Genomic DNA, 11,336 nt, shown 5'->3' with positions numbered 1-11,336 from the left:
ACGCGGGTGTTGTGTAATGGTAAGACCTCAGCCTTCCAAGCTGATGACACGGGTTCGATTCCCGTCACCCGCTCCAAAATCCCCTCAGTTTCGGTCCTTATCGTCGTATGCGGCAACCCTGCGCTTGTGATTGCGCGTCGTGGTCAGTATCAACCCGACAACGACTTTGAAGGCGAGGATTCATGGCAAAGGCACCAATTGACGTGGCGGGACAAGACCGCGCCCGATCCAAACGTGTTTCGGCTCTTGGTGGGCTGTGGCCTTTTATTCGGCCATACCGTCTGATGGTCCTTGCGGCCTTTGTGGCGCTGTCGGTGACGGCGATGATTTCGCTGATCCTGCCTTTGGCTGTGCGCCGTGTGGTCGACAACTTTGAAGGGGGCACATCGCCCCTGTTGAACCAATATTTCGGCGCGGCCCTAATCATCGTTGCGCTTTTGGCGATGGGCACCGCCGTGCGCTATTACCTCGTGACCCGTTTGGGCGAACGTGTGGTGGCTGACATCCGCGAAGCCGTATTCGACCGCATGGTCGGCATGAGCCCGTCGTTCTACGAAAACATCATGACAGGTGAGGTGCTGAGCCGCATCACGACGGACACCACCTTGATCCTGTCTGTCATTGGGTCGTCCGTATCGGTCGCGCTGCGCAACGTGTTTGTATTCGTTGGTGGCATGGTTTTGTTGATGATGACATCGGCAAAACTGACAGGTTTGGTGTTGCTGATCGTACCCGCCGTCATCGTGCCGATCGTTGTTCTGGGCCGCCGTTTGCGCCAGTTGGGTCGTGAAAACCAAGATTGGATCGCCAATTCGTCGGGTTCCGCATCCGAGGCGCTGTTGTCGGTGCAGACCGTTCAGGCCTTCACCCAAGAGGACCGCACCCGCGAGAAATTCCGTAAGGTGACAGAGCAGAGCTTTGCCAGTGCAAAGCGCCGTATTCTGACCCGCGCGATGATGACGGCGATCGTTATTTTCCTGATCTTTTCGGGCGTTGTCGGCGTCTTGTGGATCGGGGCCCGTGACGTTGGTGCAGACCAGATGTCGGTCGGCGAACTGGTTCAGTTCGTGATCTACGCGGTGATGGTCGCAGGTGCCGTTGGTGCCTTGACCGAGATTTGGGGCGAACTGCAACGTGCCGCTGGTGCGACCGAACGTTTGATCGAGCTTCTGAATGCGAACGATAGCGTGACCGATCCAGCGCAGGCTGTGGCCACGCCGAAGATGGAAAAGGGCCAGATATCGTTCGAGGATGTGACGTTCTTCTATCCGTCCCGCCCAAATGCGCCTGCGCTTAATGGGATTAGCCTTGATGTGGCGCCGGGTGAAACCGTGGCGCTGGTTGGTCCGTCTGGGGCGGGTAAGTCGACGATTATCCAACTGCTCCTGCGGTTCTATGACCCGAACAACGGCGCGATTAAATTGGATGGCGTTGACCTGCGGAACATGACCCGTGCTGACTTCCGTCAGCAGATCGCTCTGGTGCCGCAAGACGCGGTGATCTTTGCCGATACGGCGCGCGAAAACATCCGCTTTGGTCGTCCGTCGGCAACAGATGCCGAAGTTGAGGCCGCCGCTAAGGCTGCAGCAGCGCATGATTTCCTGTCCGCATTGCCCGAAGGCTACGACACCTATGTCGGTGAACGCGGTGTGATGCTGTCTGGCGGTCAAAAGCAGCGCATCGCGATTGCACGCGCGATCCTGCGTGACGCGCCGATCCTGCTCTTGGACGAGGCGACATCGGCGCTTGATGCAGAAAGCGAACGTCTGGTGCAGGCTGCGGTCGATGAACTTGCCAGCACCCGCACCACGCTGATTATCGCGCACCGTTTGGCGACCGTGAAAAAGGCCGACCGCATTGTGGTGTTCGAGGACGGTCAGATCGTCGCCGTGGGCACGCATGACGCGCTGGTCGCCGAAGGTGGGCTCTACGCGCGTCTTGCACGACTTCAGTTTACCGACGGTATCGCTGCGGAATAATCGCATTTTCGCAGCGTCATACTTGCGTTCATGGGGGGGCATACCCCATCTTTCCTGTTAATCGCGCTTCAATGCGCACAAGGGGAGGAGACGGCATGACTTATGCCACACTAGCGGACCGTGCCGCGATCATGGCTGAAAAGCCGTGGGAAGATCGCAATCAGCCAAAGACAATGTATGAATTGTTGCACAGGACCACCACAGCACATGGTGGCCGTCCTGCTGTGACGTTCCAAATGTTCTCCGATCCTGATGCGCCAGCGGAAACGCTGTCGTGGTCGGAATTGCATGACCAAACCTGCCGCACGGCGAACCTGTTCCGCAGCCTTGGCGTCGGTGAAAATGATGTTGTGGCCTATCTGATGCCCAACAGCACCGAAACCGTACTGACCTATTTGGGCGGACAGATTGCCGGCATCGTGAACCCGATCAACCCGCTTCTCGACCCTGAACATATTGGCGGTATCCTGCGTGAAACGGGGGCGAAGGTTCTCGTGACGCTCAAGGCTTTCCCAAAGACCGACATCGCGCAAAAGGCGGCTGAAGCGGTCAAGCTAGCGCCGAACGTGCAGACCGTCGTTGAAGTGGATTTGCTGCGCTATATGACCGGCCTGAAAAAGCTGATCATCCCGCTGATCCGCCCGAAGGTGCCCGTATCGCACAGCGCGAAGGTCATCGATTTCAACAAGTCGATTGCCCAGCAGCCTGCCAAACTGACCTTTGCCGACAGCACAGGTGACCGTGTCGCGGCCTATTTCCATACGGGCGGCACCACGGGTCTGCCAAAGATCGTGCAGCACAAATACTCGGGCATCATCTACAACGCGTGGCTGGGTGATCGACTGCTCTTCAAACCCGAAGACGTGCAGATCTGCCCGCTGCCACTGTTCCACGTGTTCGCGACGATTGTGTCGCTCGGTGCGTCGCTCGGCTCTGGTGCGCACTATGTGCTGCCGACCCCAGCGGGTTATCGTGGCGACGGTGTGTTCGATAATTTCTGGAAGTTGATCGAGCGCCATAAGGTCACGTTTATGATCACCGTGCCAACAGCGATTGCGGCCCTGATGCAGCGTCCTGTGAACGCAGACATCTCGTCGCTACAGCTCGCTTTCTGTGGCTCTGCACCGCTGCCAGTGGAGCTGTATAAACGGTTCGAACAATCGGCTAAGGTCACCATCTGCGAAGGTTACGGACTGACCGAGGCGACCTGTCTCGTGTCGATTAACCCGCCCGATGGCGAAAAGAAGATCGGGTCTATCGGGTTCCCGTTCCCCTACACGGACGTGAAGATTTTCGACCACGTCACGCATGAGGAATGCGGTACCGATCAGATTGGTGAGATTTGCCTCTTTAGTCCAGGTGTGAACATGGGTGCGACCTATACCGAGGACGCAAAGAACGCTGACCTCTATTATCCAGGTGATCTGGGGCCGACCCAATATCTGCGGACTGGCGATCTGGGTCGTATTGATGTGGACGGCTATCTTTGGATCACGGGCCGCGCCAAGGACCTTATCATCCGCTCGGGTCACAACATCGACCCCGCCGAGATCGAAGAGGCACTGGCTGGTCATCCAAAGATCGCCTTTGCGGGCGCGATTGGTCAGCCTGACAGCTACGCGGGCGAACTGCCTTGCGCCTATGTCGAACTGATCGACGGGGCAGAGGTGACGGTCGAGGAACTCATGTCCTTTGCCAAAGAGAAAATCCACGAACGCGCGGCGCATCCAAAACACCTCGAGATTTTGGATGAACTGCCGAAAACGGCTGTTGGCAAGATCTTTAAGCCCGACCTGCGCAAACGTGCGATTACGCGTGTTTACAACGAAGCCTTGGCTGAAGCGGGTCTAGCCGCAGAAGTGGTCGAGGTGGTCGAGGATAAAAAGCTGGGCTTGGTCGCTAAACTGGCCCGCACGGGTGAAGTCTCTGACGAGGCTGTTGCGACCTGCCTTGGTGCACATACTCGTCCGTGGGCTTGGGCCGCGTAAAACCCGCGAACATGGCGATAAAGAATGGCAGTGTCGAACCTTCGGCGCTGCCATTTTCGTTTTTGCGGGTTCTAGATAGTAGACTTGACCAGACAAGGGGCAGATAAGCGGCGCAAGTTTTAGAAAAAGGATGTCATTATGACTTGCGAGTTTTGCGGTGCCGCTGACACCACCGAAGTCACCATTTCTCCGCATGAGGATACCATTACGCTCTGTGCGACTTGCGCTGAAGGTCTGTCTGGCACCCCGACCGATGCCCCACATTGGCAGTGCCTGAACGGCGCGATCTGGTCTGAAACCCCAGCGGTGCAGGTTGCGGCATTCCGCGTGCTCAAGGCACTGGACGGCGCTTGGGCGAATGACGTGCTCGACGGTGTTTACCTTGATCCTGAGGTTCAAGCATGGGCCGAGGCTGGCATTTCTGAGGTCAGCGACGTTGTGCACAAAGACAGCAACGGCACTGTTCTGGCGAACGGCGACACGGTGACCTTGATCAAGGACCTGCCTGTGAAAGGTGCGGGCTTTACCGCGAAACGTGGCACGGCTGTGCGGAACATTTCGTTGGTGCCTGATAACGCGGGCCATATCGAAGGCCGTGTTGAAGGTCAGCGGATCGTGATCCTGACCCAATTCGTTAAAAAGAACTAAGGGATCGTGGGGGCAATGCCCCCATATCCAACCTTTGGGCGGGGGCCTCGCTCAGCGCTTTGTGGCGCGACGTCTGCGCACGATGAGAAGGATGATCGCTGTCAGGGCCAAGCCTGCGGTTAGTAGGGCGGCCAGCGGCAATGTCACGATGAGCATCCAGCCCGAGAGGCTCCACCCCGCCAGTGTCGGTCCCCAATCGTAACCGTCCACGATACACGGGAATGTCGCGTTTTCAGTGACGGTGCAGCCGTGTTTGTCAGCGAACCAGCCAACCCAAGTCAGCACGGCGATAGGGCTCAGGCACAGGGCGATCAAAGCGATCCATATGCCGTAGAGCCATCGCATTTAGGCGCGGCCTTTGTTGGCTGACCCAATCACCCCTTAAGGACTTTCAGCGCTTCGCCCAGATCAATCGCGCCGTCGTAGAGCGCGCGGCCAGAGATTGCGCCGTTCAGTGCTGCGCCACAGTTTTTTAGGTTCCGCAAATCGTCGAGCGAGGACACGCCGCCTGAGGCGATCACAGGGATCGACATGGCGTTGGCAAGCTCGGCTGTGGCTTCGACGTTCGGGCCTTGCATCGCGCCGTCACGGTTGATGTCGGTGTAGATGATCGCCGAAACGCCTGCATCCTCGAACGAACGAGCGAGGTCGATGACATTGACGTTGGTTTCTTCGGCCCAGCCTTTGGTCGCGACCTTGCCGTTGCGTGCGTCGATGCCGACGGCCACGTGACCGGGGAAGGCCTTGCAGGCTTCGCGCACCAGATCAGGGTTTTCAACGGCGACGGTGCCGAGGATCACGCGGGTCAGGCCCTTGTCCAACCAGCGTTCGATCGTTGCCATATCGCGGATACCACCACCGAGTTGGGCAGGGACCTTGCACTGTTTGAGGATTTCTTCGACGGGGGCAGCGTTCACGGGTTCACCCGCGAAAGCGCCGTTCAGGTCCACGAGGTGCAGCCATTCGCAGCCAGCGTTCACGAACTCCAGCGCTTGTGCAGCGGGGTTTTCGTTGAACACCGTGGCTTGATCCATTTCACCTTTGTAGAGGCGCACGGCATTGCCGTCTTTGAGGTCGATAGCAGGATAGAGGATCATAGCGGGCACCCGTTTGTCTGTTTGCCTGTCCTTAACCACGGAGAGGCCAGAATTGCAACGAACCCAACGTCAGACTTGATTGGAATCGGTCATGATGAGCAGGCTAATCGCAACGAGAACATGGGAGGAAGACATGAAGACACTAGCTCTGGCAGCATTTGCTGCATTGGGACTTGCGGGCGCAGCTCTCGCTGATCCGATTGAGGGGACTTGGCAAACTGAACCCGACGATGGGTCTTATGCGCTCGTCGATATTTCAGCATGCGGAGGTGCATTCTGCGGCGTGATTGCTCGGACCTTTAATTCTTCGGGCGAATATCAATCCGAGAATTTGGGTAAGACAATCGTTATCGATATGGTTCCGCAGGGTGAAGGCGAATATCGCGGACAAGTCTGGCGTCCGTCGAACGATAAAATCTACATCGGAAAAATCTCGATTAGTGGCGACCAGATGGCACTACGCGGATGTATCGCGGGCGGCCTTCTTTGTTCATCCCAAGATTGGACACGTCAGTAAAAACGAAAGGGCGCCGCGAGGCGCCCTTTTTTATGGCTTCCAGTTCAGGAAGTTCGCGATGATCCGTAGCCCTGTTGCCTGCGACTTTTCGGGGTGGAACTGGGTTCCGACCACGTTGTCACGGCCCACAATCGCGGTGATGTCTCCTGCGTAATCCACATGGGCGATCCGCTGGGCGGGGTTGCTGACTTTCATGTGGTAGGAGTGCACGAAATAGGCGTGGTCACCCGTTTTGATGCCGTCGAGCACGGGGTGCGGGTTGTCGATCACCAGATCGTTCCAGCCCATATGGGGCACCTTTAGCGTCTCATCCGCTGGGGTGATCTTAACAATCTCGCCGCCGATCCAGTCGAACCCTGCGGTTTCTTCGTATTCGTGGCCGAGTGTTGCGAGCATCTGCATGCCGACGCAGATGCCAAGGAACGGTTTGCCGTCCTTTTCCACCGCTTCGACAATCGCCTCGGCCAAGCCGCCCATATCGCTGAGCGCCTTGCGGCAAGCAGGGAACGCACCGTCACCCGGAAGGACGATGCGATCCGCTTTGGCCACAACATCGGGTTCGGAGGTGACAACTACCGTGCCACGCCCCGCTTCATGCGCCATCCGTTCAAAGGCCTTGTGAGCCGAGTGAAGGTTGCCGCTGTCGTAATCTACAAGCGCGATCAGGCTCATAGGGCGCCTTTAGTCGAAGGAAGGCTACCCGCCATGCGCGGATCAGACTCAACAGCCATACGCAGTGATTTTGCGACCGCCTTGAACGCAGATTCTGCGATGTGGTGGCTGTTTACACCGTGCACAAGGTCGATGTGCAGGGTGATGCCACCGTGCAGCGCAAGCGCCTGAAAGAATTCGCGGACGAGTTCGGTGTCAAAGGTGCCGATTTTCTGAGACGGGAAATCGCAATTCCAGGCAAGGAACGACCGACCCGACAGGTCGAGAGCGGCACGCACCTGCGTGTCATCCATCGCCAGCGCAAAGTGGCCGTAACGGTTGATGCCTTTTTTGTCGCCCAGTGCCTGAACCAGTGCCTGACCGATTGCGATGCCTGTGTCCTCGACGGTGTGGTGATCGTCGATGTGGTAGTCGCCTTTGGCGCGGATGGTCATGTCGATCAGCGAGTGACGCGACAACTGGTCGAGCATGTGGTCAAAGAACCCAACGCCCGTTTGATTGTCATAGGTGCCCGTCCCGTCGAGGTTCAGTTCGACTTCAATCGACGTTTCGGCAGTTTTTCTCGAGATCTTTGCGGTGCGCATGGGGCCTCCGTTCGCTTACGAGGGCCTTATACGGCGGGGCAGGGGGTAGGCCAAGCACTGAAAAACAAAAGGACGCCCGAAGGCGTCCTGTTTGATGGTCCATTTTGGAGCGGGCGAGGCGATTCGAACGCCCGACCCTAACCTTGGCAAGGTTATGCTCTACCCCTGAGCTACGCCCGCTTCCGTGTCAGTGGGCGTGAGATATGAAAAGGCGCGGGGGGCTGCAAGAGGAAAATGAAGGTCACCGCGAAATTTTTCCAACTTTTTCCGAAAACAGAACGGGCGCCCGAAGGCGCCCGTCGTTTTCTTATTCGAACTCGATCAACAGATCCTTGGCGTCGATCTGTCCGCCCGCTGTGACGTGAACCGCTTTGACCACGGCATCGCGGTCGGCGTGAATCCCTGTCTCCATCTTCATCGCTTCGATGGTGAGCAGGAGGTCGCCCGCTTTGACCTCTTTGCCAGCTTGGGCCGCGATGGTCGCGATAACACCCGGCATCGGTGCGCCAATGTGGTTCGGGTTGCCTGCCTCGGCTTTCGGGCGGCTCGCTTTGGTCGCGGTGACAGCACGGTTTGGTACGCGGATGGTGCGCGGCTGGCCGTTGATTTCAAAGAACACCTTCACCTCGGCGTTCTCATCCATGTCACCGACCGCTTGCAGGCGGATTTCTAGCGTTTTGCCCGGATCGATCTCGGCGCTGATCTCTTCGCCTGCGTCCATACCGTAGAAGAACGTGCGTGTCGGCAGCGTTCGAACAGGGCCGTAGGTGCGGTGGCGACCCATGTAATCAAGGAAGACCTTGGGGTACATCAGGTAACCGTTGAGATCCTCATCATCGATCTTTTTACCATCCAAGAGGGCCGTCAGCTCTGCCCGCTTTTCATCGAGGTCAATCGGAGCAAGGTGTTTGCCCGGACGGTCGGTGATCGGCGTGTCGCCCTTGAGCACTTTGGTCTGGATCGCAGTAGGCCATCCCCCCGGAGGTTGGCCGAGGCTGCCTTTCATCATGTCGACGACCGAGTCGGGGAAGACCACGTCGGTGGTCGGGTCCTGAACCTGATCTTTGGTCAGACCTTGGGACACCATCATGAGGGCCATGTCGCCAACGACTTTGGATGATGGGGTCACTTTGACGATGTCACCGAACATCATGTTCACGTCGGCATAGGCCTGCGCGACCTCGTGCCAACGGTCCTCTAGGCCGAGGCTGCGTGCCTGCGCCTTGAGGTTGGTGAACTGACCGCCCGGCATTTCGTGCAGGTAGACTTCGGAGGCTGGCGATTGGAGGCCAGATTCGAAAGCGGTGTATTGCGCGCGCACCTGTTCCCAATAGTTCGAAAGCTCGCGGATCGACGCGATGTCGAGGCCCGTGTCACGGTCAGAACCTTTGAGCGCCTCCACGATAGAGCCCAAGGTTGGCTGCGATGTGCCGCCAGAGAAGGCATCCATTGCTGCGTCAACAACGTCTACACCCGCTGCCGACGCCGCCAGAACGGTCGCGATCGATGCGCCCGAGGTGTCGTGGGTGTGGAAGTGGATCGGCAGACCGACCTCTTGTTTCAGTGCAGTGACCAGAGCGGTTGCAGCGGATGGTTTCAGCAAGCCCGCCATGTCCTTGAGGCCGAGAACATGTGCACCAGCGGCTTCGAGTTCTTTGGCCATACCGACGTAGTATTTCAGGTCATACTTCGAACGGTTCGGATCGAGCAGGTCACCTGTGTAGCAAATCGTGCCTTCACAGACCTTTTTCGCATCAATAACCGCGTCCATCGCAACGCGCATGTTTTCAACCCAGTTGAGGCTGTCGAACACGCGGAACACATCGACGCCAGAGGTGGCAGCCTGACGCACGAATTCCTGCACAACGTTGTCAGGGTAATTCGTGTAGCCGACGCCGTTAGATGCACGGAGCAGCATCTGGGTCATGATGTTCGGCATCGCTGCGCGGATATCGCGCAGGCGCTGCCATGGGCATTCCTGCAAGAAGCGATAGGCCACGTCGAACGTCGCACCACCCCAACATTCGACCGAGAAGAGGCCAGACATGTTTTGCGCGTAGGCAGGTGCTGCCTTGATCATGTCGATCGACCGCATACGGGTCGCCAGCAAGGACTGGTGGCCGTCACGCATAGTCGTGTCGGTGATCAACAGCTGCTTTTGCTGGTGCATCCAGTCGGCAATCGCCTCTGGACCGAATTGGTCGAGGATTTGGCGCGTGCCGCTCTGAATTTCGCCTTTGCCGGGCAGGACAGGGGGCTTTGGCGCTTTCAGTTCGGCATGTGGTTTCGCGCGACCAGCGGTTTCAGGGTGACCGTTCACGGTGATGTCCGCGATATAGGTCAGAATTTTGGTCGCACGGTCGCGGCGTTTGTTGAACTGGAACAGCTCTGGCGTCGTGTCGATGAACTTTGTCGTATACTCGTAGTTCAGGAACGTCGGGTGCTTTAGCAGGTTGATCACAAACTCGATGTTCGTGGACACGCCGCGGATACGGAATTCGCGGAGCGCGCGGTCCATCCGCGCAATCGCCATCTCAGGGGTCGGTGCACGTGCTGTGATTTTCGTCAGAAGCGAGTCGTAATAACGGGTGATCACCGCGCCAGAATAGGCGGTGCCGCCGTCCAGACGGATGCCCGGACCCGTTGCCGAGCGGTAAGTCTGGATACGACCGTAGTCAGGGATAAAGTTGTTCGACGGGTCTTCGGTCGTGACACGACACTGGAGCGCGTGGCCGTCGAGTTGCACGTCATATTGTGACGCGCAGCCCGTAGCGTCGACGATGGATTTCCCTTCGGCGATCAGGATTTGCGCGCGAACAATGTCGATACCTGTGACTTCTTCGGTGACGGTGTGTTCCACCTGAACGCGGGGGTTCACCTCGATGAAGTAGAATTCGCCCGAATCCATATCCATCAGGAATTCGACGGTGCCTGCGCATTCGTAGTTCACGTGTTCGCAGATTTTCTTGCCCAAGTTACAGAGGCGTTCACGCTGCGTGGCGGACAGATACGGGGCGGGGGCGCGTTCGACGACCTTTTGGTTGCGGCGCTGAACCGAACAGTCGCGTTCCCAGAGGTGATAAATGTTGCCCTTTTTGTCGCCGAGTATCTGCACCTCGACGTGGCGGGCACGCAGAATCATCTTTTCCAGATAGCCTTCGCCATTGCCAAAGGCGGCTTCGGCTTCACGGCGACCTTCGCGGACTTTTTCCTCGAGCTCTGCTTCGTTCATGATCGGGCGCATGCCGCGACCGCCGCCACCCCACGATGCCTTGAGCATCAGCGGGTAGCCTACTTCGGCGGCCTGCACACGGATGATATCCATGTTTTCGCCCAGAACTTCGGTTGCTGGAATGACGGGAACGCCTGCCTCCATCGCGACCTTACGCGCGCTCGCCTTATCGCCCAGTTCGCGCATGGTTTTCGCTTTGGGGCCGATAAAGGTGATGCCGTTGCGATCACAGGCATCAACGAAATCGGGGTTTTCCGACAAAAGGCCGTAGCCTGGGTGGATGGCGTCCGCGCCGGACATTTTGGCGACGCGGATCATCTCATCGATGGAAAGGTAGGCGGCAACTGGGCCTAGTCCCTCGCCAATGCGGTAGGCTTCGTCAGCCTTAAAACGGTGAAGGCCGAGTTTGTCTTCTTCGGCGTAGACCGCAACGGTCTTTTTCCCCATCTCGTTCGCGGCCCGCATAATGCGGATCGCGATTTCACCACGGTTGGCGATCAGAATCTTTTTGAACTCGGCCATAGTCGGGCACTCCTTTGCAGATGCAGCAAAGGTGTAGAAAGATTCTGCGGCTGCGTAAACAGCTTTTTTGACGATATGTTAGCGATAACATATCTTT

9 protein-coding genes and 2 tRNA genes are annotated in these 11,336 nt (G+C 57.7%); 5 read left to right on the top strand and 6 right to left on the bottom strand.

All coding sequences use genetic code 11. The features are described from left to right. The first annotated feature begins 2 nt into the window (after positions 1 to 2). From AC1QQ2_RS12300 to AC1QQ2_RS12285, 4 genes are all read left to right on the top strand, one after another. Positions 3 to 76: transfer RNA gene (locus AC1QQ2_RS12300), tRNA-Gly, on the top strand. A 106-nt stretch (positions 77 to 182) separates the two neighbouring features. Beyond that, positions 183 to 1,979: an ABC transporter transmembrane domain-containing protein gene (locus AC1QQ2_RS12295; RefSeq protein ID WP_479713354.1), complete on the top strand. Its 1,797-nt coding sequence runs from the start codon at positions 183 to 185 to the stop codon at positions 1,977 to 1,979. A gap of 95 nt (positions 1,980 to 2,074) precedes the next feature. Then, positions 2,075 to 3,967: an acyl-CoA synthetase gene (locus AC1QQ2_RS12290; protein WP_479713353.1), complete on the top strand. Its 1,893-nt coding sequence runs from the start codon at positions 2,075 to 2,077 to the stop codon at positions 3,965 to 3,967. 138 nt (positions 3,968 to 4,105) lie between these two features. Further along, on the top strand, positions 4,106 to 4,615 hold the full coding sequence (locus tag AC1QQ2_RS12285; RefSeq protein WP_479713352.1) for an alkylphosphonate utilization protein: 510 nt from the start codon (positions 4,106 to 4,108) through the stop codon (positions 4,613 to 4,615). Between the two features lie 51 nt (positions 4,616 to 4,666). Here the strand turns inward: AC1QQ2_RS12285 and AC1QQ2_RS12280 are convergent, their stop codons facing one another. Both AC1QQ2_RS12280 and hisA read right to left on the bottom strand, forming a co-directional pair. After that, the gene (locus AC1QQ2_RS12280; RefSeq protein ID WP_479713351.1) at positions 4,667 to 4,960 is read right to left on the bottom strand and encodes a hypothetical protein; all 294 of its coding nucleotides are present in this window, start codon (positions 4,958 to 4,960) and stop codon (positions 4,667 to 4,669) included. A gap of 29 nt (positions 4,961 to 4,989) precedes the next feature. Beyond that, complete coding sequence (gene hisA / locus AC1QQ2_RS12275; protein WP_067549480.1) at positions 4,990 to 5,712, bottom strand: 1-(5-phosphoribosyl)-5-[(5-phosphoribosylamino)methylideneamino]imidazole-4-carboxamide isomerase; 723 nt, start codon at positions 5,710 to 5,712, stop codon at positions 4,990 to 4,992. A 133-nt stretch (positions 5,713 to 5,845) separates the two neighbouring features. Between hisA and AC1QQ2_RS12270 the strand changes: the two genes are divergently transcribed. Continuing rightward, positions 5,846 to 6,229 (top strand): DUF2147 domain-containing protein, encoded by a 384-nt coding sequence (locus AC1QQ2_RS12270; RefSeq protein WP_479713350.1) that lies wholly within the window; start codon positions 5,846 to 5,848, stop codon positions 6,227 to 6,229. 30 nt (positions 6,230 to 6,259) lie between these two features. On the opposite strand, the gene hisH is transcribed toward AC1QQ2_RS12270, so the two are convergent. The 4 genes from hisH to AC1QQ2_RS12250 form a co-directional block, all read right to left on the bottom strand. Further along, the gene (hisH, locus tag AC1QQ2_RS12265; RefSeq protein WP_479713349.1) at positions 6,260 to 6,901 is read right to left on the bottom strand and encodes an imidazole glycerol phosphate synthase subunit HisH; all 642 of its coding nucleotides are present in this window, start codon (positions 6,899 to 6,901) and stop codon (positions 6,260 to 6,262) included. After that, positions 6,898 to 7,485 carry an imidazoleglycerol-phosphate dehydratase HisB gene (gene hisB / locus AC1QQ2_RS12260; RefSeq protein WP_479713348.1) on the bottom strand — a complete coding sequence of 196 codons (588 nt, stop codon included), beginning with the start codon at positions 7,483 to 7,485 and terminating at the stop codon, positions 6,898 to 6,900. The genes hisH and hisB overlap by 4 nt, the downstream gene beginning before the upstream one ends. Before the next feature lie 105 nt (positions 7,486 to 7,590). Next, positions 7,591 to 7,665, bottom strand: a tRNA-Gly gene (locus AC1QQ2_RS12255). A gap of 127 nt (positions 7,666 to 7,792) precedes the next feature. Next, the gene (locus AC1QQ2_RS12250) at positions 7,793 to 11,239 is read right to left on the bottom strand and encodes a pyruvate carboxylase (protein ID WP_479713347.1); all 3,447 of its coding nucleotides are present in this window, start codon (positions 11,237 to 11,239) and stop codon (positions 7,793 to 7,795) included. Positions 11,240 to 11,336: the final 97 nt, after the last annotated feature.

This window comes from Aestuarium sp., from assembly GCF_023253315.1.
Lineage (GTDB): Bacteria > Pseudomonadota > Alphaproteobacteria > Rhodobacterales > Rhodobacteraceae > Marivivens > Marivivens donghaensis.
Note: the sequence above shows the minus strand (reverse complement) of the source record. Positions and strands in the feature narration are given on the sequence as shown.